This window comes from Sulfitobacter undariae, from assembly GCF_014196805.1.
Classification (GTDB): Bacteria; Pseudomonadota; Alphaproteobacteria; order Rhodobacterales; family Rhodobacteraceae; genus Sulfitobacter; species Sulfitobacter undariae.
In genome coordinates, this window is the sequence record NZ_JACIEI010000002.1 from 279,205 (window position 1) to 303,164 (window position 23,960).

25 protein-coding genes and 1 pseudogene are annotated in these 23,960 nt (G+C 54.2%); 10 read left to right on the top strand and 16 right to left on the bottom strand.

The window, feature by feature from the left end; genetic code table 11:
• Positions 1-99: 99 nt before the first annotated feature.
• Complete coding sequence (locus tag GGR95_RS04890) at positions 100-960, bottom strand: response regulator (protein ID WP_184563379.1); 861 nt, start codon at positions 958-960, stop codon at positions 100-102.
• A 111-nt stretch (positions 961-1,071) separates the two neighbouring features.
• Here GGR95_RS04890 and trmB point away from each other — a divergent pair, with 111 nt between their 5' ends.
• From trmB to trpB, 9 genes and pseudogenes are all read left to right on the top strand, one after another.
• Positions 1,072-1,773 (top strand): tRNA (guanine(46)-N(7))-methyltransferase TrmB, encoded by a 702-nt coding sequence (gene trmB, locus GGR95_RS04895; protein WP_184563381.1) that lies wholly within the window; start codon positions 1,072-1,074, stop codon positions 1,771-1,773.
• Between the two features lie 95 nt (positions 1,774-1,868).
• Positions 1,869-3,233, top strand: coding sequence for a 3-phosphoshikimate 1-carboxyvinyltransferase (gene aroA, locus GGR95_RS04900; RefSeq protein WP_184563712.1), 1,365 nt, complete (start codon positions 1,869-1,871; stop codon positions 3,231-3,233).
• 2 nt (positions 3,234-3,235) lie between these two features.
• Positions 3,236-3,850, top strand: a complete 615-nt coding sequence (locus GGR95_RS04905; protein WP_184563383.1) for a (d)CMP kinase — start codon at positions 3,236-3,238, stop codon at positions 3,848-3,850.
• Positions 3,851-4,102: 252 nt separating this feature from the next.
• Entirely contained in the window at positions 4,103-4,618 is a 516-nt protein-coding gene (locus tag GGR95_RS04910) for a hypothetical protein (protein WP_184563386.1), read from the top strand.
• 262 nt (positions 4,619-4,880) lie between these two features.
• Positions 4,881-6,557, top strand: coding sequence for a 30S ribosomal protein S1 (gene rpsA, locus GGR95_RS04915; protein WP_184563388.1), 1,677 nt, complete (start codon positions 4,881-4,883; stop codon positions 6,555-6,557).
• A 249-nt stretch (positions 6,558-6,806) separates the two neighbouring features.
• A pseudogene (ihfB, locus tag GGR95_RS04920) lies at positions 6,807-7,115 on the top strand (integration host factor subunit beta); the annotation flags it as partial.
• Positions 7,115-7,465, top strand: a complete 351-nt coding sequence (locus GGR95_RS04925) for a lipopolysaccharide assembly protein LapA domain-containing protein (protein ID WP_184563392.1) — start codon at positions 7,115-7,117, stop codon at positions 7,463-7,465. The pseudogene ihfB and the gene GGR95_RS04925, both read left to right, overlap by 1 nt.
• A gap of 9 nt (positions 7,466-7,474) precedes the next feature.
• On the top strand, positions 7,475-8,122 hold the full coding sequence (locus GGR95_RS04930; protein ID WP_184563394.1) for a phosphoribosylanthranilate isomerase: 648 nt from the start codon (positions 7,475-7,477) through the stop codon (positions 8,120-8,122).
• A 73-nt stretch (positions 8,123-8,195) separates the two neighbouring features.
• Positions 8,196-9,428, top strand: a complete 1,233-nt coding sequence (gene trpB / locus GGR95_RS04935) for a tryptophan synthase subunit beta (protein ID WP_184563396.1) — start codon at positions 8,196-8,198, stop codon at positions 9,426-9,428.
• Between the two features lie 41 nt (positions 9,429-9,469).
• Here trpB and GGR95_RS04940 read toward each other — a convergent pair whose 3' ends face one another.
• The 7 genes from GGR95_RS04940 to GGR95_RS04970 all read right to left on the bottom strand — a co-directional run bounded on the left by GGR95_RS04940 (position 9,470) and on the right by GGR95_RS04970 (position 14,649).
• The gene (locus GGR95_RS04940) at positions 9,470-10,048 is read right to left on the bottom strand and encodes a DUF4893 domain-containing protein (RefSeq protein WP_184563398.1); all 579 of its coding nucleotides are present in this window, start codon (positions 10,046-10,048) and stop codon (positions 9,470-9,472) included.
• The gene (locus tag GGR95_RS04945; protein WP_184563401.1) at positions 10,045-10,425 is read right to left on the bottom strand and encodes a DUF2237 family protein; all 381 of its coding nucleotides are present in this window, start codon (positions 10,423-10,425) and stop codon (positions 10,045-10,047) included. Before GGR95_RS04945 ends, GGR95_RS04940 begins: the two co-directional genes overlap by 4 nt.
• A 10-nt stretch (positions 10,426-10,435) precedes the next feature.
• Entirely contained in the window at positions 10,436-11,599 is a 1,164-nt protein-coding gene (locus GGR95_RS04950; RefSeq protein WP_184563403.1) for a serine hydrolase domain-containing protein, read from the bottom strand.
• Positions 11,600-11,663: 64 nt separating this feature from the next.
• The gene (locus GGR95_RS04955; RefSeq protein WP_184563405.1) at positions 11,664-12,716 is read right to left on the bottom strand and encodes a DUF2332 family protein; all 1,053 of its coding nucleotides are present in this window, start codon (positions 12,714-12,716) and stop codon (positions 11,664-11,666) included.
• Positions 12,713-13,426: an aminoacyl-tRNA hydrolase gene (gene pth, locus GGR95_RS04960; RefSeq protein ID WP_184563407.1), complete on the bottom strand. Its 714-nt coding sequence runs from the start codon at positions 13,424-13,426 to the stop codon at positions 12,713-12,715. Before pth ends, GGR95_RS04955 begins: the two co-directional genes overlap by 4 nt.
• Positions 13,427-13,538: 112 nt before the next feature.
• Entirely contained in the window at positions 13,539-13,919 is a 381-nt protein-coding gene (locus GGR95_RS04965; RefSeq protein WP_184563409.1) for a hypothetical protein, read from the bottom strand.
• A gap of 94 nt (positions 13,920-14,013) precedes the next feature.
• Positions 14,014-14,649 (bottom strand): 50S ribosomal protein L25/general stress protein Ctc, encoded by a 636-nt coding sequence (locus GGR95_RS04970; RefSeq protein ID WP_184563411.1) that lies wholly within the window; start codon positions 14,647-14,649, stop codon positions 14,014-14,016.
• Between the two features lie 275 nt (positions 14,650-14,924).
• Here GGR95_RS04970 and GGR95_RS04975 point away from each other — a divergent pair, with 275 nt between their 5' ends.
• On the top strand, positions 14,925-15,470 hold the full coding sequence (locus GGR95_RS04975) for a YaeQ family protein (protein ID WP_184563413.1): 546 nt from the start codon (positions 14,925-14,927) through the stop codon (positions 15,468-15,470).
• 51 nt (positions 15,471-15,521) lie between these two features.
• Here GGR95_RS04975 and GGR95_RS04980 read toward each other — a convergent pair whose 3' ends face one another.
• The 8 genes from GGR95_RS04980 to GGR95_RS05015 form a co-directional block, all read right to left on the bottom strand.
• Positions 15,522-16,262, bottom strand: coding sequence for an ABC transporter ATP-binding protein (locus tag GGR95_RS04980; protein ID WP_184563415.1), 741 nt, complete (start codon positions 16,260-16,262; stop codon positions 15,522-15,524).
• On the bottom strand, positions 16,259-17,116 hold the full coding sequence (locus GGR95_RS04985; RefSeq protein WP_184563714.1) for an ABC transporter ATP-binding protein: 858 nt from the start codon (positions 17,114-17,116) through the stop codon (positions 16,259-16,261). Before GGR95_RS04985 ends, GGR95_RS04980 begins: the two co-directional genes overlap by 4 nt.
• A complete protein-coding gene (locus GGR95_RS04990) occupies positions 17,116-18,027 on the bottom strand; it encodes an ABC transporter permease (protein ID WP_184563417.1) in 912 nt (303 codons plus the stop codon). The genes GGR95_RS04985 and GGR95_RS04990 overlap by 1 nt, the downstream gene beginning before the upstream one ends.
• Positions 18,028-18,042: 15 nt before the next feature.
• Positions 18,043-19,080, bottom strand: coding sequence for an ABC transporter permease (locus GGR95_RS04995; RefSeq protein ID WP_246423284.1), 1,038 nt, complete (start codon positions 19,078-19,080; stop codon positions 18,043-18,045).
• Positions 19,081-19,116: 36 nt separating this feature from the next.
• Positions 19,117-20,715 (bottom strand): ABC transporter substrate-binding protein, encoded by a 1,599-nt coding sequence (locus GGR95_RS05000; RefSeq protein WP_184563421.1) that lies wholly within the window; start codon positions 20,713-20,715, stop codon positions 19,117-19,119.
• Positions 20,716-20,764: 49 nt separating this feature from the next.
• A complete protein-coding gene (locus GGR95_RS05005; RefSeq protein ID WP_184563422.1) occupies positions 20,765-21,826 on the bottom strand; it encodes a dipeptidase in 1,062 nt (353 codons plus the stop codon).
• A gap of 394 nt (positions 21,827-22,220) precedes the next feature.
• Positions 22,221-22,805 carry a YceI family protein gene (locus tag GGR95_RS05010; RefSeq protein ID WP_184563424.1) on the bottom strand — a complete coding sequence of 195 codons (585 nt, stop codon included), beginning with the start codon at positions 22,803-22,805 and terminating at the stop codon, positions 22,221-22,223.
• Positions 22,806-22,919: 114 nt separating this feature from the next.
• Positions 22,920-23,957, bottom strand: a complete 1,038-nt coding sequence (locus tag GGR95_RS05015) for an OmpA family protein (RefSeq protein WP_184563426.1) — start codon at positions 23,955-23,957, stop codon at positions 22,920-22,922.
• Positions 23,958-23,960: the final 3 nt, after the last annotated feature.

The following is a 23,960-nucleotide window of genomic DNA, read 5'->3' on the forward strand; positions in this document are numbered from 1 at the left end:
CGCGTTTCGCGTTAAATTTGAATCACCTAACGTTGGCTGAAACAATAGATTTCAACGCGTTAGGTGATGCCCGTGGAAATCAATTGAACTCGAAACGCTTTAGTCGGGCCGCCGTCGGAAAATCACGGGTGGTTTGACGGATTTCGTCTGGGGTGGTTTGGCGTTTTTGGAGGCGGGGAGCTTCGACGGCACACGTGCGTTGATGCTGGCAGTCAGCGAGGGGCGCAGGCCGCGTGCTGGTGGTATCGTTGGTCTGGCTGATTCTTTAGGTTTGCCTTCGTGGTCCAAGAAATCCAAAAACACCCATAGACGGCGCAATGTCACTCCGATGGTTTCAATACGCTCAAGCGCATTTGGGTGAGGCAATTGATCCATGTCGTGCAGAATCTGCATTTCACGAATCTCGCGCATCATTTGGCCTACGATGGGCTTGATGTCTTGCACGTATCCGCTGGAACGGTTGTCAGTCGGCTCAGAGGCCGCATTTCTATAGTCTTCATGGCGTGCGACACCTCCAAATTGTTTCGCCTTGGAGTAGGCGCTCTCGATCGCTTGGAGGAGGGTTTCCAGCGACATCGCCTCTATTGTGATGAAGGCGCCGAAACCTGATCCAAAAGCCTGAATCGTTGTATCAGGCTGGTTGCATTCAGCAATCATGATCGTTGACGCGTTTTGATTTGTACGGTTGGTACGGATGAGCATATTTGCGGCCAAACCCGTGCCGTCGGGCAGATTGTTCGCTACGAAAATACAATCAAATTTTTCATGCGCGATTTTTTGGCGCATGGTTTTAATATTGTCTACTTCAGTGATCGCGTTGGCGACACCAAGCTTGCGAAGCAACCCTTTCACGTGCAGGCGATTAGACGGCTGGGAATCTACAATCAGGACCTTGGCGTGCATTGCTGCCAAGGTGGGCTGCTGGCCTTCTGGTGTAGATATTTTCGCCTGTTGGACCATCTGTCGCTCCTGCCATGTGGGTGCCTAGAGCAAATCTATATGGAAAAGACTTAACAATTGGTCACTGACAGGGCATTGCAGCGCCGCATTATCCCCGCTACATCCGCATTTATGAGCATGCCAACCAGACCCCGCCGCAACTTTTATGGCCGCCTCAAGGGCCACAATCTCAAGCAATCCCAAAAGGATTATCTTGACGAAGACCTGAGCGCATTGTCACCCGGCCCGGTGGATTGGGAGGCGAACCCCTCACGCACGATGTTAGACCCCGATGCAATGTTCGGTGGAAAACCAGCGTGGCTTGAGGTCGGCTTTGGTGGCGGTGAACATATGGTGCATCAGGCGGCCACAAACCCTGATGTGGGGATCATTGGCTGTGAACCCTATATCAACGGTGTGGCGATGCTGCTGGGTAAAATCCGCCGTGCGGGTGTCGAGAACGTCAAAGTTCACCCCGGTGATGTACGGGATATGTTCGACGTGCTGCCGGCCGAAAGCATCTCAAAGGCATTTCTACTTTACCCTGATCCATGGCCCAAGACCCGCCATCACCGCCGCCGTTTCGTGACCGAAGAGCATCTGGTCCCGCTTCACGGCGTGCTAAAACCCGGAGCCATTTTCCGCGTTGCGACGGACATCGAAGACTATGTGCGTCAAACGTTGGAAGAAGTGCCGCGTTACGGGTTCGAATGGTTGGCAGAGCGCCCCGAGGATTGGCGCAAGCCGTGGGATGACTGGATTTCCACCCGCTATGAACAAAAAGCACTGCGCGAAGGCCGTGTGCCGCATTACTTGACGTTCCGGCGGATCTGAAGCGGTACGGGCTGCTGCCAAAAGCGCCTGCATCCCATGGACCAGCTAGGGCTTGCAGGTTAGAACAGTTCAGAATGCAAAATGAGGGCGCTTTTATGTCGGGCCACGGTGATCCTATTCCAATGACGTCAACTGCCTGCGGGCCGTTGAAAGGCACGGCAAATGTGCCGGGTGATAAATCCATTTCTCACCGCTCACTGATTTTTGGCGCAATGTGCATAGGTGAAACAACGATCACTGGCCTTCTTGAGGGCCAAGACGTGCTGGACACCGCCGCAGCGATGCGGGCTTTTGGCGCAGAGGTGACAGACCTTGGCGGCGGCAACTGGTCGGTGCGCGGTGTTGGTGTGGGGGGCTTTGCAGAACCCTCAGGCGTCATTGATTGCGGGAACTCTGGCACAGGTGTGCGCCTGATCATGGGCGCTATGGCGACCCAACCGATCACGGCAACCTTTTCAGGTGATGCAAGTTTGAACAGCCGTCCCATGGCACGTGTCACAGACCCGCTAGCGCTATTTGGCTGCCAGACAGTGGGCCGTACGGGCGGGCGTTTGCCGATGACGCTGGTTGGCGCACGTGAGCCTGTGCCTGCGCGTTATGTGGTGCCTGTGCCGTCCGCACAGGTAAAGTCCGCTGTCCTGCTGGCAGGGCTGAATGCCCCCGGTCAGACGGTCGTGATTGAAAAAGAAGCCACACGCGACCACACAGAGCGGATGCTGGAAGGCTTTGGCGCGGAAATAACCGTGCGTGAAACCGATGAGGCCCGTGAGATTACCCTGACGGGTCAGCCCGAGCTGAAGGCGCAGCACATCGAAGTGCCGCGTGATCCTTCCTCGGCTGCATTTCCTGTCTGTGCGGCATTGATTGTACCGGGTTCGGATGTCTTGGTGCCGGGGATCGGGTTGAACCCCACACGCGCTGGCCTGTTTACCACCCTGCGTGAAATGGGCGCTGATCTGACCTATGAGAACGAGCGCATCGAGGGTGGCGAGCCTGTTGCCGATTTGCGCGCTAAATTCTCACCGGACATGCATGGGATCGAGGTGCCACCGGCGCGCGCCGCCAGTATGATCGATGAATATCCGATCTTAAGTGTTGTGGCTTCTTACGCGCAAGGTCAGACTGTGATGCGCGGTGTGCGTGAATTGCGCGTCAAGGAGAGTGACCGGATTGACGCGATGGCGACGGGGCTGCGGGCCAATGGCATCACCGTTGAAGATGGCGAAGACTGGTGGATTGTTACGGGGGCAGGCCACGGTAATGTCACAGGCGGTGCCACTTGCGCCAGCCACCTTGATCACCGGATTGCCATGTCTTTTTTGATCCTTGGTATGGCTGCCAATGCTCCCGTTAGAGTGGATGATGGCGGCCCAATTTCCACGTCTTTCCCGATATTTGAACCGTTGATGACGACATTGGGTGCCAATGTGACCCGCGAAAAAACTAATTTGAAAGGGTGATTATGCAAAATGGATTTACAGTTGCAATTGATGGGCCAGCCGCAGCAGGCAAGGGCACAATCTCCAAGGCCGTAGCGGCGCATTTCGGCTTTGCGCATCTAGATACAGGGCTGCTCTATCGTGCGGTTGGCGCCAAGGTCTTGGCGGGTAAGGACGCTACTGAGGCGGCGCAAACGCTTATCGTAGAAGATCTGGAAGACGACAGCCTGCGCACATCCGAAGTGGCACAAGCGGCCAGCAAGGTTGCTGTGATTGCGGATGTCCGTGCTGCCTTGCTGGACTTCCAACGCAGCTTTGCTGCACGTCTGGGCGGTGCAGTCTTGGACGGGCGTGATATCGGAACGGTGATATGCCCCGAAGCGGCCGTAAAGCTGTTTGTCACGGCCAGCGCCGAGGTCCGTGCGCAGCGGCGTTTTGCAGAGCTGTCAGGCAAAGGCCATGCAGATACGTTTGAGCAGGTTTTGGCAGATGTACAGGCACGTGACGCACGCGATGCCGACCGCGTCGAAGCGCCCATGCGGCCAGCGCAGGACGCCATTTTAATCGATACCTCCGAGTTGTCGATTGAACAGGCCGTTGCCGAGGCGATTACCGCTGTGCAAGCCAAGCGCGACTGATTGCGGCCATAGGGCATAACAGTCGTTGAGAAACGGCTAATACGCGCTTCGCCGCATTTGGGTAAGTTAAGCTCTGACCTTGTCGATTGCGCGAAATTGCTTTGCCCTTTTGCGGGGGGGGGCAGGGAAGTCCGTCGCGTGCTTTGAAGGGCCCGAGTTTTTTCAATCTGTAGAACTAGAAAACAGTGTTTTCTTTGGTGAATAAAAAGGATTACGATCAGAGCTTGTATTGCTTAAGCGGGATCGGTCGTTATGCCATTTATTATTCTCATTCTGTCTGCCCTTGGCGGCGCGCTCTGGTTTTGGGCGCGCAATAATCCGCGTGACGCGATTAACGCAGCGCAAGATGCTGTGACAACGATCAAAAACGCCCCCAGACGTTTGGCATTCAGGCGGCAAACCAATGAACATCCGGTTGAAGGAATAGACGATTCCCGCATTGCTATCGGCGTCATGGCGCAAGCCTTTATTGAGCTGGATGATCTGCCGACCAAAGACCAACGTGAACACCTGAATGCGATGCTGAAGTCAAAATTGTATTGCTCAAGTGACGAAGCGCAGGAAATTCTGGTGCTGAGCAGATGGCTGATTGATCAATGCAAAGGGCCCGCACAAGCGATTCCGCGGGTTGCCCGACGGCTGTATAAACTAGAGGGCGATAAGTCTTGGACCGTTTTACAAGAAGTTCTGGCGGAACTTGTTGAGGGGGAGCTATCCTCCAAGCAAATTGGCGCTATTGATGACATTCGTCTGGCCTTGCGTAAGTGACGGGCTGGGCGTGATGGCATCCACTGTTTGCTGATCAACACATGGCTCAGCCCTTGCCACCTCGCTCACACTCCTTTATATGCGCGGTTGTCTAAGGGGCGGATACACGCACCGGGCACGATAAATCAGGCAGGGTCGGACATATCCGGCCCTCTTTGTGTATCGTGGTCGGTTTTTTCCTCCCGAGGTCCAATTTTCATTCAAGACCGGCGGAGACAACCGCACGGCCAGATACAACATATCAAAGGATACGATACGCTACATGGCGAATATGATGGACGAGTTTGAAGCACTCTTGAACGAAAGCTTCGAAATGGACACGCCCGATGAGGGTTCTGTTGTCAAAGGTAAGGTTATCGCGATCGAAGCGGGCCAAGCCATTATCGACGTAGGCTACAAGATGGAAGGCCGCGTCGAGCTTAAAGAATTTGCCGAACCAGGCGAAGCTCCCAAAGTTGAAGTCGGCGACGAAGTCGAAGTGTTCCTGCGTCAAGTAGAGAACTCCAAAGGCGAAGCTGTTATCTCTCGTGAGATGGCGCGCCGTGAGGAAGCTTGGGACCGTCTGGAGAAAGCCTACGCTGCTGAAGAGCGCGTTGAAGGTGCGATCTTTGGTCGTGTTAAAGGCGGCTTTACTGTTGATCTGGGCGGCGCTGTTGCGTTCTTGCCGGGCTCTCAGGTTGATGTACGCCCCGTGCGCGATGCTGGCCCATTGATGGGTCTCAAGCAGCCGTTCCAGGTTCTGAAAATGGACCGTCGCCGTGGTAACATCGTTGTATCGCGCCGTGCGATCCTCGAAGAATCACGTGCAGAACAGCGTGCCGAAGTCATCGGTAACCTTACCGAAGGCCAAGAAGTTGACGGCGTGGTCAAGAACATCACCGAATACGGTGCATTTGTTGACCTTGGCGGCGTAGACGGCTTGTTGCACGTAACAGACATGGCATGGCGTCGTGTAAACCACCCGTCCGAGATCCTGACAATTGGCGAGACCATCAAGGTTCAAGTCATCAAGATCAACAAAGAGACACACCGTATCTCCCTCGGTATGAAGCAATTGCAAGAAGATCCATGGGATGTTGTTGCTGCGAAATACCCACTGGAATCCTCACACACTGGCCGCGTGACCAACATCACCGATTACGGCGCCTTTGTTGAGCTGGAGCCAGGTGTTGAAGGTCTGGTTCACGTTTCAGAAATGTCTTGGACAAAGAAAAACGTACACCCAGGCAAAATCGTGTCTACTTCACAAGAAGTCGAAGTCATGGTTCTGGAAATCGATGGCGCCAAGCGTCGCGTTTCCCTTGGTCTGAAACAGACCATGCGCAACCCATGGGAAGTGTTTGCAGAAACACACCCTGAAGGCACAGAAGTTGAAGGCGAAGTCAAAAACATCACCGAATTCGGTCTGTTTGTTGGTCTTGCCGGCGACATCGACGGCATGGTTCACCTCTCTGATCTCTCATGGGACCAGCGCGGCGAAGAAGCGATCCAAGATTACCGCAAAGGTGATATGGTTCAGGCCGTTGTCTCCGAAGTTGACGTTGAGAAAGAGCGTATCTCGCTCTCCATCAAAGGTGTCGGCGGTGACAAATTCGCAGAAGCAGTGGGCGGCGTGAAGCGCGGTTCTGTTGTGACTGTGGCTGTGACTTCCATCGAAGAAGGCGGCATCGAAGTTGAATATGAAGGCATGAAAGCCTTTATCCGTCGCTCCGATCTGTCCCGTGACCGTGCCGAGCAGCGCCCAGAGCGCTTCTCAGTTGGCGACAAAGTTGATGTGCGCATCACCAATGTCGACGCAAAAGCACACCGTCTGGGCGTCTCAATCAAGGCGCGTGAAATCGCTGAAGAAAAAGAAGCCGTGGAACAGTATGGTTCCTCCGACTCGGGTGCATCGCTTGGCGATATCCTCGGTGCGGCGCTGAAATCCAGCGACGACTAATAGGGCAGGGCTTTGGCCCGCTCTGTAAAGAATTGGCCCCGTGCAGTGATGTGCGGGGCCTTTTTTGTTCCGAATCGGGTTTTGAGCCTGAGTTGTAAATGGTGAGGTTGGGGCGCAAATTGGCATAAACCCCATGAAAACCCCAAAAATATGAAGTGGTTTTGCGCTAAGGCTACGAAAACGCGATGTTTTTGGTTGTTTCAATTGCGTTTCGCAGGCTAGGCTGTTTCCCATAGTGTTAAATTAGTTGCGCAATATGCGGGGGAGAAAAGAATGATCCGGTCAGAGCTTGTCCAGAAGATCGCAGATGATAATCCACATCTATATCAACGTGATGTAGAGCGTATCGTGAACACTATATTTGATGAGATAACGACAGCCATGGCGCGGGGCGACCGTGTTGAGCTGCGCGGTTTTGGCGCCTTTTCAGTCAAGAAGCGCGATGCCCGTGTTGGCCGCAATCCGCGCACTGGTGAGACTGTCAATGTCGAAGAAAAACATGTACCGTTCTTCAAAACGGGGAAATTGCTCCGTGATCGGCTAAACGGGAATACCTAATGCGCTACGTCCGCTATCTATGCATCGCCATCTTCGCGGTGGCCTTAATCTCTGTTGCTTTGGCAAACCGTGGGTTGGTGTCTTTGCAAGTGCTTCCGACAGAATTGTCGGGCCTGTTTGCGATGAATCCTTCCATCCAGCTGCCACTGTTTGTTGTCATTCTGGGCAGCATTTTGGCGGGACTTCTGGTGGGTTTTGTCTGGGAGTGGATTCGCGAATACGGCGAGCGTGCGGAAGCCGCCAAACAAGCACGCGAAATGCGCCGCTTGCAACGTGAGATCGAAAAGCTGAAAGCAGAGAAACATCAGGGCAAAGACGAAGCTTTGGCGCTGCTGGAAAAAGCAAGTTAAGTTAGCAACATGCCAAGCGACATTGCAGTTAAGATATGCGGATTGCGCACTCACGCAGACATTGCCGCGGCAGCCGAGGCTGGCGCGCGCTATGTTGGGTTTGTGTTTTTTCCGAAATCGCCCAGAAACATTGAGATGTCAGATGCCGCCGTTCTGGCCGCACAGGCTCCCATAGGTCTGTGCAAGGTCGCCCTGACGGTCAACGCCGATGATGCCTTCTTGGATGCGCTGACGGCGGCTGTGCCGCTGGATATGTTGCAACTGCACGGCAGCGAATCGGTAGAGCGTGTGGCGGAAGTGAAAGCGCGTTATGGCTTGCCTGTAATGAAGGCCATCGGCGTGGCTGAACGCGCCGATCTTGCCCAGCTTGATCTTTATTCTGGGGTCGCGGATCAAATCTTGGTTGATACCAAAAAGCCCAAAGGCAGCGATCTGCCCGGCGGTAATGGCCTGACCTTTGATTGGAACCTGCTGTCGCGCCGTGTCTGGCGCTGTCCATGGATGCTGGCAGGGGGGCTGACCCCGCAAAATGTGGCCGAGGCGATCAAACGCACGGGCGCACAGCAGATTGATTTGTCGTCAGGTGTAGAGAGCAGCCCGGGTGTCAAAGACCCTGCGCTGATCCGTACCTTTATTCAGGCTGCACGCGACGCCTGACATAGACGATCTTTACCATTGGCCGCAGGGGCGATACTGCTGAACCCAACTTTATCCGAGAGGCACACGCGCAATGGCAGACGATCTTTTGAACAGCTTTATGACCGGCCCTGACGAAAATGGCCGTTTTGGTGATTTTGGTGGGCGTTTCGTTTCTGAAACCCTGATGCCACTGATCCTTGAGTTGCAGGACGAGTACGAAAAAGCCAAAACCGATGCGAGCTTCTGGGCCGAGATGGATGACCTGTGGGAACATTACGTTGGTCGCCCCAGCCCACTTTACCACGCTGAACGCCTGACCGAAGAACTTGGTGGCGCTAAAATCTATATGAAGCGTGACGAGCTGAACCACACAGGCGCGCATAAAATCAACAACGTGTTGGGCCAGATCATCCTTGCCCGCCGCATGGGTAAAAAGCGCATCATCGCTGAAACAGGCGCAGGCCAGCACGGTGTTGCCACGGCAACTGTCTGTGCAAAGTTCGGCCTGAAATGTGTGGTCTATATGGGCGCCCACGATGTTGAGCGTCAGGCCCCTAACGTTTTCCGCATGCGCCTGCTGGGCGCAGAGATTATCCCTGTCACGTCAGGCCGTGGTACGCTCAAGGATGCGATGAACGATGCAATGCGCGACTGGGTGACCAATGTGCGCGATACCTTCTATTGCATCGGGACAGTGGCAGGCCCGCACCCGTATCCCGCCATGGTGCGCGATTTCCAAGCGATCATCGGCAAAGAAGTCCGCACCCAGATGGAACGCGCCGAAGGCCGTTTGCCTGACACGCTGGTGGCAGCGATCGGTGGCGGCTCTAACGCAATGGGTCTGTTCTTTCCGTTCCTTGACGACAAAGCGGTGAACATCATCGGTGTTGAGGCGGGCGGCAAAGGTGTGACGGCCAAGATGGAGCATTGCGCCTCTCTGACTGGCGGCCGCCCCGGTGTATTGCATGGCAACCGCACCTATTTGCTGCAAGACGATGATGGCCAAATCCTCGAAGGCTTTTCCATCTCTGCGGGTCTTGATTACCCCGGTATCGGGCCAGAACACGCATGGCTGCATGAGATTGGCCGCGCCAAATATGTTGCGATCACCGATGTCGAAGCACTGGCGGCGTTCCAGAAATGTTGTGAGCTGGAAGGGATCATTCCCGCGCTTGAGCCGTCTCATGCGTTGGCCCATGTGATCAAGATCGCGCCGACCTTGCCCAAAGATCACATCATTTGCATGAACATGTGTGGCCGCGGCGACAAAGACATCTTTACCGTCGCGCGTGCGTTGGGTTTTGAGATGGGCGAATTCGCTTAATATCATCGCGGGCAGGGGCGCTACGCCCCTGCCATGCGGCCTTAGCGGGTCAGTTCCAGAATATCAAAATCGCTCTCTAACAGGGGCGCAGGGAACAACAGGCGGGCGCGGGTGTCTGATATCCGCTCAAACACCGCCACGTCGGGTGATATGGTGCCTGTCCCCTCAAAATCAGGTGCCAAATCTCCATAGCTTTGGGGTTGCTCGCTCGAGACATATCCAACCCCCAGATAGACCGCCCGCCCATTCCGCATTTCGATGCGACCAGAGGTACGCTGTGATCCTGTCAGCTTTTGAAAGGTGATGCCGGTGATGTCTAACGCCATGCTGCATTTGAAATTGCTATAGACCACCAGTTGCGGTGATCCGCCTAGTTTCAACGTGCGACAGTTCCAGTCGCCGCTCAGGGACGGGTCAAAGGCGACCTGTGGTGTACCTGACAAGGCTGTGGTTAGGGCTGCAACATCTGCGGCGCCCCCACCGGCCATGGCTTCCAGCAGGGCAGTGCCTGCTGTGCGTTCATAGCGGTCCAGTCTGGCCTGCTCTTGTGGTCTTATTTCCTGCGCCGACGCGCCACTTGCAAGCAACGCCGAGACGCAGATGATGAGTACCCGTTTCATTGGCTTTTCCCCGCTGCATGGGCCTGTAGGATGGCAAGCGGCACCACATCCAATGCGCGCTTGTGGGTGGCTGCCAGATGCACCAGTGGCGCACAGCCTTCATCTGCGGCTTGCAGGAACCGCAGGGCGCAGAGGCACCATGTATCCCCTGCTTTCAGCCCGTCAAAGCCGAAGGCAGGGTTGGGGGTGCTCAGATCATTCCCAACGTATTTTGAAAAGGCCAGAAATTCGGCGGTCATTACGGCACAAACCGTATGGTTGCCTTGGTCTGCGGCGCAGGTGTTGCACGATCCGTCGCGGTAAAATCCTGTGACCGGATCCGTGCCACATAAGGCCAGCACACCGCCGACCACATTGATGCTTTCTTCTGGTTCCATGGCGGGCTCCTTAAATGCTATTTGCGATGGCGCGAAAAAGGGCCACGTTCTGGTCCGATACACCGGGTTCACGGAATTTTCGATCCGCTGCATTGGTGGCAATCACGATGCCACGGGCGCGGTTGATATAGATGTACTGGCCATAGATGCCACGTGCCATAAATTCACCCGCAACAGCGCCCTGCGGGACCCACCATTGATACCCATATCCGATCTGCTGTTCAGCCGTAGGGGCGGAGGCGATCGTAGAGGCATCAACCCAAGCCGCAGGCACAATCTGTTGGCCGTTGTACATGCCGCGCTGCAAGAACATCTGCCCCATGCGGGCATAATCGCGGGTTGTGACGTTTAGCCCGCCCAGCACAAAGGCAGTGCCAAAGCCGTCGGTCAGGTAATAGGGTTCTTGCTCCAATCCCATCGGGGCGATGATTTTTTCACTTAACAGCTCGGCAATCGGGCGATCTATTGCGCCGCGCACAACCATGGACAGTACATGTGTATCAATTGATACATATTGCCACTGCGTCCCCGCTGGTGTGAAGGTTTGGGTCATGCTGGCCGCGAAATCGTCCATGCTACCACCCAGTGCCAGCACACGGCCCATTTTGTTGATGTCGGATTTGCTGTCCAGATAATCTTCGTCAAACACCACGCCGCTGGCCATGTTTAATACGTTGCGGATGCTTGCACCATCATAAGCACCCCCGATCAACGCCGGTGCGTATTGGGTGACCGGATCGTCGATAGAAGCAATAACGCCTTCCTCCAAAAGCACACCGATCAGTGCGGAGAGGTAGCTTTTGGCGACTGACCAAGAAATCCGCAGATCATCGGGCGCGGTGCCTTTGTAATAGCTCTCATGTACGATATCGCCGTCTTTTAGCACGACCAGCGCGGTAACATTACGGGCTGTCACCCAGTCGGCTACCTCCGCAGGTAGGGTCGCATCTGCGCCATAAGCCAACTCGCTGGTTGGACCCGTGCCACGCGAGACAGGAGTTGTCAGAAACGCGGCATCCATATGCGAAAAATTATTCACAATTTTATCTTCGGAGAACAATGAATTGACGGCGAGCAGCCGTGTGATTTGTTCACGTTGCCATAGGCCAACAACAACTGCGGCCAGAACAAGCATCACTAGGATGCGCAAAACCGACTTGCCGAATGTACCCATGTTATCAACTCCCTTGACGTTTGGCCCAGTCAATCACGGCGGCCAATGACAGACCAGCAGAAGTTCAGCCTGTCTGCGCTACATCATAGTGCCAGTCGACCCACCGACCATGAAAATCCGCACGCCCCAAGGCCAGCGTGATATCTCCGGGCCAAAGCCGCAAGGTGATTGCAGCGCCTTTGCCACCCGTCGCATCGCCGTCACTCTCCATCGAGAGCCACGCCAGCGGGCGGTCAGCGGTGGCTTGCGCCCCTGCGGCTTCGATCAATGCAGTGCCTCTGGCTTGTACCTCTTCGGGGAAATATTGCCATGCGACTGAATGCTGGATCAGATGCAATTGCCCTTGTGGCGCGGTGGCCAAACGGGTGGCCAGCCAGTCAATCGCGTCGGATTTATCAATCTGGGCCGTCATCACCGATGCAGCAGCGCGTGTCAGGGCAAGGCGATCGGGTTGATCGGCCCAAAGATAGGCAGTGAGACGTAAGAGGTCAGTTTCATCTTGCGGGTCTAGCGGATTCAAATCGGCACCAGAGCGGTCAACTATGTGCACAGTCTTGGCGGGGGGAGCCTTCCCCGTCCATTTGGGTGCAAGTGTCAACGCGGCCTTGTCAGGGCCAAAGCGCTGATCCATCACCTCAAGAGCGTAATGATCCCACATCAAATTCAACCCGCCACTGGCACCTAGTTCGCTCAGGTGTACAGGCAGGTCAAAATGCGTGACAGCCACTTGCGCACCCGCGATCAAAACGGCTGAACGGCGCACTTCGTTGGTTTGCGGTGGACTGTTGGTCCATTCCAGCAGAAAATCTTGGTGGGTTTCAAGCGCCGCCAAAACCGCATCGCGTAGGGCGGTATCGGTGGGGCGGTGCGGGGGATAGGTGGCAATCAGCCCCGCATCACGCTGGGTCAACACCAGTGCATGCAACCCACCCGCTATGCGCAGTGGCAAGGAATGCCCCGCAGGCCCGATATTGCCCTCAAAGGCGGAAAATTTATGTGCCAAGGCGCTGTTTTGGGGCCAGTTTTCTGCCAGCACCGACAGTAGCTGCGCCATAAACGGGCTGCCCAGATTGGCACAGGCCTTTGCCTGATGACGCAGGGCTTCAGGCAGGCTCACTTGAAGCGGTCCATCAATTTTTGCATCGCGCTACGCTCATCACTTACCTTTGGCTGCTCAACATTGGGTGTTTTAGTGGGGGATTTAGCTGCTGGGCTGGTCGGTGCTTTGGCTGGCCCTTTGGTGCCAGTCGAGGGGCGGGCAGGGGCGGTGCGCAGGCTGACGGCATTCATGAACTTGGCGCCATCCCCTAGTGCCAGATATGGCGCCCCGTCTGAGAGGCCCCGCATCACATCATCTAGCCAATCTGCCTCGGCTTTGGCAAAATCGCCCAGCACATAATTCGCTACACGGTCCTTATGACCGGGGTGGCCGATGCCCAAGCGCACACGCCCGTATTCCGGCCCCAAATGGCTGTGGATTGAGCGCAGGCCATTGTGCCCTGCATGACCGCCGCCGATCTTGAACTTCACCTTACCGGGGGCGAGGTCCAATTCATCATGCAGGACGATCACATCTTCTGGCTCCAGCTTGTAAAACCGCATCGCCGCAGCGACGCTATCACCGGATTTATTCATAAAGGTTTCGGGTTTTAGCAATACCGCGCGGGTAGAGCCAAAACGCCCCTCGGTCAGGGTGCCTTGGTGTTTGGCTTTCCACGCAGGAAAACCATGATCTGCAGCCATTTGTTCAACCGCCATAAAGCCGATGTTATGACGGTTCTTCGCGTATTTGCTGCCCGGATTTCCAAGGCCAACGATCAGTTTCATGGTGCTTCTCCGCTGCTTGGGCGCATCATATGGCGCAGGCAGCGGAGCGTCCAGCAGCTAGGGGGGGCCAGTGGCGGCAAATCGGTCACGGTCCAACGGGCGCAGTGGCGTTTCAGGCAAGTAAGAGCCGATCCGCGCTTCGTTGGTACACAAGCGAGGGGAAGGCGGGCAGTTGTACAAGTAACTGGCCCTCATGTGCGGCTAGAAATACGGTGCGTAGGCGGGTACGAGCCTGTTTGATCTGCCGCAGATAGACGGCGATCACAACGATCACAGGCAAGGACGCCACGCATAGATCAACCAAAACAGCTTCGGCACTGGACTGGGGTAAGCCCAGCAAACGGGACGCCCCACGGATTTCACGGACGAAATACAAAATGCCAAAGATGCTGGCCAAAGATAGAGGTAAAAGTACCGCCAGCCAAGTAATGGCGTTTCCTTGCACACGGGCAAGCGTCTGGCCAATGCCGCGCGGTGGAGAAGGGCGTTTCATAGGCTAAATATATGCGGCAGATTCGTGATGCACAAAGAAAAACGGGGCCGCCCAAAGGTGACCCCGTTCAAATACGCTACAAAGTCAGTGAAGATTACTCTTCGCCGCCCTCTGCTGCTGCGGCTTCTTCGCCTTCTTCTTCATCGTCAGCGGCAACCAGACCGGATGGTGCGGAAACCTGTGCGATAACAAAGTCGCGGTCGATGACAGGCTTGGCGCCTGCTGGCAGTTTCACGTCGGAAATTGTCAGGTTATCACCGATTTCCAGTGCGGAGATGTCGATAACGAGGCTTTCAGGAATGTCAGCCGCAGTTACAACCAGCTCAACCTCAGGACGTACGAGGTTCAGCGTACCGCCTTTTTTCAGGCCTGGGCACTCTTCTTCACCTGTCACTTCGACGTTGATGAACAAGTTGATTTTTGTTGTACGCTTCAGACGCATGAAATCGACGTGCGTTGGCAGGTCTTTTACAACGTGGCGCTGTACATCGCGGCAGATAACGCGAACGTCATCGTGGCCTTCGACTTTCAGGTTGAACAAAGTCGCTTTAAAGCGGCCTTTGCGCAACATTGTCAGCAGCTTGTTGAAATCCAGTTGGATCGGCAGCGGGTCAACGTCACCACCAAAAACAATACCTGGTACCAAGCCGTCGCGGCGTGCTTGACGAGCGGCGCCCTTGCCTGTCCCCGTACGTGCTTGAACTTCGAGATCTGGGATCTGTCCGGCCATAATAATTCTCCATAATATAAGGGTGGAACGCCTCCAAGGCTGTCGTTCCACGTGAAGTCGCGCGTATAGACGGGAATCGCTTTCAGGGAAAGAGAAAATCACTAGGTGAGGGGATAATGGAACTGCATGGTATTTACAGCGGTTAAAAGAGGCCATGTTTTCCAGCATAATTGTACCGAGGTCTGCGGCCTTTGTGCAAAGAGTATACGTTATAGGCTTTTACAAAGTAACCAGACGCATTAACCATCGCAGTCTTTGTTATTCAGGTACATATCATGGCGCAGAAATCCACCATCTACAAAGTTGAACTGTCCGTTTCCGATATGGACCGTCACTATTATGAGACCCACAAGCTGACGGTTGCCAAACACCCGTCAGAGACCGACGAACGGTTAATGGTGCGCCTTCTTGCTTTTGCACTGAATGCCAATGAGCAATTAGAGCTTACCAAAGGGCTCTCTACGGATGAAGAGCCAGACATCTGGCAGAAAAGTCTCAGTGGTGAGCTGGAGCTATGGGTGGCTCTGGGGCTGCCGAGTGAGAAGGTGGTGCGTCAATCCTGCGGTAAAGCTGACAAAGTGATTGTCTATTGCTATGGCGGCAACACGGCAGAGATGTGGTGGGACAAAATCAAGAACAGCACGACCCGTTTTGACAACCTTCAGGTTGTGAATTTTTCAGAGACCGACACTCACGAACTGGAAAAACTGGCAAGCCGCTCAATGAAGCTACAGGTCAACATTCAAGACGGCAGTGTGATGGTGAGTGTTGACGAAGGCATTGTTTACGTGACGCCGGTTGAATGGAAAGCGGCCAAGTAGTGTGCCCCTCAATCTATGGAGATTCCCATAAATTGAAGAGCAATAGCGCTGCTACAGCGATGCCTTGAAGAGCTGTTGGGTGTAGGGGTGCGTTGCGTTCATGGCGCGCAGGGCGTCTACGCTCATGATTTCGACGATGTCACCACTTTTCATAACGGCAAGACGGTCACACATATGCGCGACCACCGATAGGTCATGCGAGACCATCAAATAGGTCAGGCCACGGTCGGCACGCAAATCGGTGAGCAGATTGAGGATTTCGGCCTGCACTGAAACATCCAGTGCCGAGGTCGGTTCATCCAGCAAAAGCAGCTCTGGTTCTGGCGCAAGGGCGCGTGCAATGGCGACGCGCTGGCGTTGACCACCAGAGAGTTGATGCGGATAGCGAAACCGGAATTTCTGGCCAAGGCCGACATCATCCAGCAGTTTCACCACCCGAGTGTCGATGTCTTGAAAACCATGCAGATGTAGTGTTTCGCCCAATACCTGATCGACAGAATGGCGGGGGTGTAGGGAGGCGTATGGGTCTTGGAACACCATTTGCACTTGTTTAAAGAATGTCTTTGGGCGTTTTTTGGCGATGGGCTGGCCCTCAATGCTAAGGGTGCCAGACCAATCAGGGGCCAGTCCTGTGATCGCACGCAGGATCGTGGATTTCCCCGAGCCGCTTTCGCCGACAAGGCCAAAGCTTTCGCCGCGTGCCACTTGGAATGTCGCGCCTTTTACAGCGTCCACCCGTTCGAGGTGTTTTCCGAACCATACGTTCAGGCCATCTACGTCTAACATGCTCATACCCGACCACTCACGCTTGGCGCTTTTGACCACTCTGGGTCGCGCTGTAATACTTCAAGCCGTTTGCTTGGCTCGTCCAGACGGGGCAGGGAATTCAAAAGCCCTCTGGTGTAGGGGTGCTTGGCTTCATGCAGGTTTTTAGCATCACAGACTTCAACCACACGGCCCGCATACATGATCAACACGCGGTCACAAAAGTCGGCAACAAGGTTCAGGTCATGGCTGATAAAGATCAGGCCCATGCCGCGCTCTTTTACAAGCTTGTCCATAATATCCAGTACCTGTCGTTGAACAGACACATCCAAGGCCGAGGTCGGTTCATCCGCGATTAGGATTTCAGGGTTTGGGATCAGCATCATGGCGATCATGATACGTTGTCCCATGCCGCCAGACATTTCGTGCGGATAAGCGCGCATCACGCGTTCCGGGTCGTTGATTGAAACGGCTTCAAGCATCTCCACTGATTTGCGATAAGCATCTGCTTTGCTTGCTGAATTATGCAAGCGGTAGGCTTCGATGATCTGATCGCCGATGGTGATCACCGGATTGAGCGAGAATTTGGGGTCTTGCATGACCATGCTGATCCGCTGCCCCCGCACGGCGCGCATTTCTTTTTCGGTTTTGCCAAGCAAATCAACGCCATCCAGTTTGATGTGATCTGCTTCGACAATACCGGGTTTGCGGATAAGTCGCAAAATGGCGCGTCCTGTCATGGATTTACCTGACCCGCTTTCGCCAACAATCCCCAAGCGCTCGCGCCCGAGGGTAAAGGACACGCCCCGCACAGCGTCAAAGACGCCATTGCGGTTGGGGAATTTCACCCAGAGGTTTTCGACATCAAGTAGGTTATTCATCATTCACCCGCCTTTGGATCAAGGACATCGCGCAGCCCGTCGCCCAACAGATTGAAGGCCAGCGAAACGGTGAAAATGGCAAGTCCGGGAACCGTGGCCACCCACCAGTAATCCAGAATAAACCGACGTCCTTCAGAAATCATGGCACCCCATTCAGGGCTGGGGGGCTGTGCGCCAAGTCCCAGAAAACCAAGGCCAGCCGCGGCGAGAATGATACCCGCCATGTCGAGTGTGACGCGTACGATCAGTGAGGAAATGCACAGGGGCCAGATGTGTTTGGTGATAATCCGAAAGGCACCTGCACCTTGCAGTTGGATGGCGCTGATATAGTCGGAAGAGCGGATTGTCAGGGTTTCCGCACGTGAAATCCGTGCATAGGGGGGCCATGCGGTCAGTGAGATTGCGAGCACCGCGTTCTCAATCCCCGCACCCAAGGCGGCGACAAAGGCCAAGGCCAGAATCAAACGTGGGAAGGCAAGGAAAATGTCGGTGATCCGCATCAAAACGGCATCCGTCCAGCCGCCAACATATCCCGATACGGTCCCGACAAGCAGTCCCGCAATAGGCGCGATGAGCGCGACCAAAGCAACGATATAAAGCGTAATGCGCGATCCGTAGATCAGGCGGGACAGGATATCACGGCCAAGGCTGTCGGTGCCAAACACATGGCCCTCGGTCCCCAGCGGGGCAAGGCGATTGCCCAAGTCCTGCACAAACGGGTCATGGGGAGCAAGCAGAGGGGCAGCCGCCGCGACAAAGAGCATCAGCACCAATATGCCCAGCCCGATCATGGCCATCGTGTTTGAGCGCAGGGTGAGCCAGCCTTGGTAAAAGGCGGAAATTTTTGCGTGCCGTCGTGATGTTGGAGTCTCGGTAAGAAGCCACTCGCGTAGCGTTTGTGTATCAGACATAACTGAACCGCCCTTCTATTTCGCTCGGGGGTCAAAGATCTTGTAGAGAAGATCTGAGAAGATATTGAGTAGGATAAAGATCAGCCCGACAACAACCGTGCCGCCCATGACGGCGTTCATATCCGCGCTAAGCAGCGCAGTTGTGATATAGCTGCCGATCCCGGGCCAGCTAAAGATGATCTCGGTCAAAACCGATCCTTCCAGCAAACCCGCATAGCTGAGCGCGATGACTGTGATCAGTTGCACGCGGATGTTTTTGAAAGCGTGCTTCCACACGACATCCCATTCGGACATGCCTTTGACACGTGCTGTGGTCACATATTCCGCGCTGAGTTGTTCCAGCATGAAGGACCGTGTCATTCGGCTGATATAAGCCAGTGAATAATATCCCAGCAGCGAGGCCGGCAAAACGATGTGGCTAAAGGCGCTTTTGAACACGTCCCAATTGCCGTCCAGCAAAGCATCAACAAGGATGAGACCTGTCACACTGGGCACAACATCGACGTAAAAGATACCAACACGGCCCGGTCCGCCGACCCATCCGAGTATCCCATAGAAAATCAGCAACCCGATCAGGCCCAGCCAGAAAATCGGCATAGAATACCCGACCAAGGCAATGACCCGTGCAATCTGGTCGATCCATTTGCCTTTGTTCACAGCGGCAAGAACACCCAGCGGCACGCCCAGAACAATCCCAAAGATGATCCCGATGGTGGCAAGCTCAAGCGTGGCGGGAAAGACGCGGGCAATGTCATCAGCGACAGGGCGCGACGTCAGCAATGATGTGCCAAAGTCGAGATGGATCACATCCCATAAATAATAAAGAAACTGCATCAACAGCGGCTTATCCAGCCCCATCTGTAGATACACGGCATCATAGGTTTCTTTTGACGCGCGTTCCCCCACAATGGAAAGAACGGGATCAATCGGCATGATGCGACCGATGATAAAGGTGACAAACAGCAAACCTAGTAGCGTGATTGCAATGCTTGCCAAGGTGCTAAGCACAGGCTTCAGGATAGACCAAAGCCTGCTAAGAAGAGGCGCCCGCATTGGGCGCCCCTCGTGATTGTTTTCGGTCAATGCCATTTACTTGGTGACCTGCCAGTACGCAGCGGAAGATACCGCTTGGCCTGTCGAGAAGTTCATCACGTTGTCGCGCATGGCTGATTGCTCGATACGTTGGAACATCACGATAAACGGCGATGTATCGCGGAAGTCTTTTTGAATATCCTGATACAATTGGACCCGCTTTTCACGGTCGCCTTCGGTGACCGCTGCTTCGACCGCTGCGTTCATTTCAGGGGTGACTTCCCAAGCTGTGCGCCATGCCAGAAAGCCTGTTGCACCTGCTTCTTCGGAATTGTCGGGGTTATACGCAAATGTGCCTGCGTTGGTTTGTGGATCAGGATAGTCTGGTCCCCAGATTCCGACATACATATCCAATTCACGCGCGCGGTAGCGGCCCAGAATTTGCTTTGCTGTACCAACTGTGATGTTCAGCGTGATGCCTGCCTGAGCCAGCGTGTTTTGCATGGTTTGTGCAATCTCGATCCGCTCTTGTGCTTCACGAACACCTGCTTCGATCACCAGACCTTCAACACCCGCTTCGGCCAACAGTTCTTTGGCCTTTTCAATGTTCAAAGAAAATGGGTTTTCAGTGGATGCACCAAGGTATGTGGCAGGCAAGAAGTTTTGGTGAGTGGTGTACTGACCTTTCAGGAAGCTGTCTTGCATACCTGCGTAATCAACCAGATATTTGAACGCTTGGCGTACTTTTGGCTTGGACAGAACGGGGTGGTTGCCGTTCAGGGCCAGATACATCAGATGGCCTTTCAGCTCGTCTTCTACCTTCACGCCACCTGCTTCGGTGGCCCCTACAATATCTTCGGGGTTCAGGTTGCGGGCAATGTCGATATCGCCACGCTCAAGCAACAAACGCTGAGAGGCGCTCTCGGTTACGTGGCGTACGATGACACGTTCCATTGCCGGCTTTTCACCCGAGAAGTTAGGGTTCAGTGACAGTGTGACACTGTCGTTCGGTTTCCAGCTGTCCAGCTTGTAGGGGCCGGAACCAGCGGAGTTGGTTTTGAGCCATGTGTTGCCCATGTCACCGTCAACTTCATTGGCCATAACCGTCTTTTTGTCGACAATAGCGCCGATGGTTGCCGTCAGACAGTTCAGGATAAACGACGTCGCGTATTTACGATCCGTTGTGATCGTGAGCGTGTTGCCTTCCGCTTTGATCGTTTCGGCGATGTTTTCAGGTGTGAAACCAAACTGCGTCAGGATGAACGATGGCGTTTTGTTCAAGATGACAGCCCGCTGCAAAGAGAATGCTGCGTCTTCAGCCGTGACAGGGTTGCCAGATTCAAATGTGTTGCCTTCGCTGATGACGAAGGTGATGGATTTACCATCTTCTGACACTGTCCAGCTTTCTGCCAGACCGGGCTTGTAGCCTGCTTCCAGATCCAATGGGTCCAGATAGACAAGGCGGCTGTAAATGTTACGGCTGACATCGGAGCCCGCAAACTCAAAGCTCTCGGCGGGGTCAATTGTGATGATGTCATCAATGCGGTTTGCGATAACCAGCATGTTGGCTGGTGTTTCCGCATATGCCGCAAAGGATGACATGCTGACGGCAGTGCCAATCGCGGCGCTTGTCAGTAGTCGGTTAAATAAATTCATGTGTGAACCTCTCCTGTTCGGTATTTTAAAGCTGTGTGCAAACTGGGGATTATTTTCCCCATGTTTTTTCCAACACACGCAGCCAGTTTTCGTTGCAAAGTTTGGCAATCAACGCATCTTCGTAGCCGTGATCTTTCATTGCCTGCCTTAGTTTGGGCAGACCTGCGCAAGAGGTCAAGTCTTGTGGCACAACCGCCCCGTCATAGTCAGAGCCCAAACCAACCCGATCTTCACCAAGATGGGAGATCAAATAATCAAGGTGACGCAACATTTGCTCCAGCGGCACATCGGCCAACATTTGACCGTCTTCGCGCAAAAACGCGACTGCAAAGTTCAACCCGACCATGCCGTCGCTCTCTTTGATCGCGGCAAGCTGCTTATCGGTCAGGTTCCTGCTGTGAGGGCAAATTGCGTGGGCATTTGAATGTGTTGCAACCAAGGGTTTGGTCGAATGTTGTGCAACATCCCAGAAACCTGCCTCATTTAGGTGCGAAAGGTCGACCATGATTCCCAATTCATTGCAGCGCTTGACCAGACGGACGCCATGCTCGGTCAGGCCTTCGCCGGTGTCGGGGGTGGCGGGGTATCTGAACGGAACGCCGTGGCCAAAAATGGTCGGGCGGCTCCATACTGGCCCAATGGAGCGCAGGCCCGCTTGGTACAAGATTTCCAGCGTATTGAGGTCTGGATCAATCGCCTCGGCACCTTCCATGTGAAGGATTGCCGCCATTTTACCTGATTTCAGAGCGCCGCGAAGGTCGGCTGTTGTCCGGCAGATGGTTAACGCGCCGCGCTTTTCCAGATCAAACAAAAGGGCGGCCTGTGCCATCACCACAGGGATCGCGTCTTTGTAGTCGATGGGGGCGGGCAGGGGGAGATCATACTCGGGCTTGGTCATCTCATCCATTTTGTCGTCCAGATCATAAGGCGAGGGGACATAAACAGCAAAGAATCCCCCCCCAAATCCGCCCGCGGCGGCAGAAACGGAATCAATCGCACCATCACGGCCCGTCAAAAAATCTGCGGTGGCAGACAGGCCACCAGCGTTGTGCAATTTCAAGAGAACGTCATTGTGGCCATCAAAGATCACAGGTGATGTTGTGTTGGGCATTTGTTGGTACCTCCAGAAATGCAGGTGAATCGGTCGAGGAAAGGTGAGTGTAGTTTGTTTCAGATATCCAATACTAGCCCATATATTCAATGGCTTAACGTCTAACCTGTTTTGCAAAACCCGTTTCCGTGATCAAATGCAGTTTCGGGTACCGTGAAAATGGACGGGGATTGGCCAAACGGTCAGAACCGTATGAGGAAAACTTGGGTGCGATAGTTACCGTAGTCCAGAGTTTGGATTGTGGACGGCAGACGCTGCGCCCTCAGCGTGTCGTGATCTGTGCGTAGGGAATTTGCCGCAAACTTGTGATGATGCAGCCTGAGTAAAAGGCTGTGACACACGGCGTGTACAAACAGGCAAAAACGGGATGAGTTTGCCTGTTTGTTTTTATATCTTAAGGCTGTGTATCAAAGATCAGACGCATGGTCACAGGGCTTACGCGCGTGATGCTGTCTAGGCTGGCCAGTTCTTGCAGTGTGTTGATGCCTTCAGAGAGGCCTGCTTCTTCGAGATCAAGCATAATCATGCCGTCTGTTGTGACCAGAACACGATTTTCGCTGAGGCGCATGACAAAAAGTGCAGCATCCAGAGCGGTATCTGTTCCGAGCAAGCTCAGTGTGCCTTCTGACTCAACAGTTGTTGCTTCACCAACGGACAGTTTGTTCAATTCAGCCATATCCACTTGGGCTGAGATCGTAGCGGCAACCGCATTTTTAAAAACCTGAGCAACCATGCGCTCGTTGCGTACCTCGATCATGGTTTGAACAGACGGAAGCCCGATTTTAAGGGTCACTGCGCCATCGTTATTCACGGCGCCGTTGATGTCGTTGAAGGTGTGGGATTCACCAATGCTGTCATTTTTGATCGAACCGAAAGAAATTTTTGAAACGCTTGCGTCCAGCGTCCATGTTTCAGCATAAGAAATTGTGGCTGCGGCGCAGAGCGTGATTGCAGTGACGAAAGTAGTAAGTTTGGACATGGTGTTTTCTTTCTGGGTAAAAGCCAAATCTGGCATATTCTTTAAACAGCCGGACTACGTGGACCCGGTTGCTACATTTTAAGCATGTTAACGGTGTGGTGGGTAACAGTTAATTTAACTGCCGCTGGTGATCTTAAACTCGATCCGGCGGTTTCTTTCGCGGCCGGACGTTGTTTCGTTGTCTGCTATGGGCTGCGCTTCTCCCAACCCGATGTATGAAAGGCGATTGGCACTAATGCCGCCCCGCATCAAAAGGTTAACAACCGTACGTGCCCGCGATTCCGATAGCTCTTGATTGGAAGCGCTGGAGCCGGTGCTGTCCGTATGCCCAGAGACCTGAATGCTCATGTCAGTGCACCGCGCTACAATCCCTGTCAGAGTGCTGAGCAGGGGCATGCTTTCTGCGTCTAACGTTGCGCTGTTGGAGGCAAAGGTGATGCGGCCACTGCGTGACAACGCGTCGAATCGTGTTGCGCATTCATCGGCGTTAAACGTGCCGCTTGTTTCGGATGAAACAGCAACGGGAGCGCGGGCAGAGAAGGTGCCGATCTGCTGGGATTGCAGGGGCGTATTGCGCCCGAATGCAAAGTTGAAAGACACTGTTGCAGAGGGGATGACATCCACCTCTGCTGTTTGTTCAAGTTTTCGCAGGCCATCCGTCAATTCAAAATCTTCGACAAGAATAGAGATCGGGAAGGCAGACGCGACGGCCACCGTGTTATAGTCAATCAACGTGACGATGACTTCAGCTTCCAGTTGTTTCTGAATCCCTACCAACTCTAGTGTATAGGGGAGGACCATACGCTTGCGACGCACATCTCGCAGGTCCTCCAGTGCTTCTGGTGGGACTTGTAGAGTGATCGAAGCTGTCGGGTGATCGAATGTTTCGAACAGCAAAAAGCGCAATCGCACATTCCGAAGATCGACTTTCGTATCTACGCTGTCCATACGGATCGTAACGCGCGCCTCGCCGTTTTCGTCGATCTGGCCCTCATAGTCGAGGAAGGAAGACAGCTCTACCTTGTTGTCGTTTTTGATTGTCTGAAAACTGAGCACTGAATTTTGTGGCTGTAACATCCAGCCTGATGTAAACGCGCTATCGGCGGCGGCGGCGGATGTCATGCCCGCAAATGCAACTATAGATAGAGGCATCCG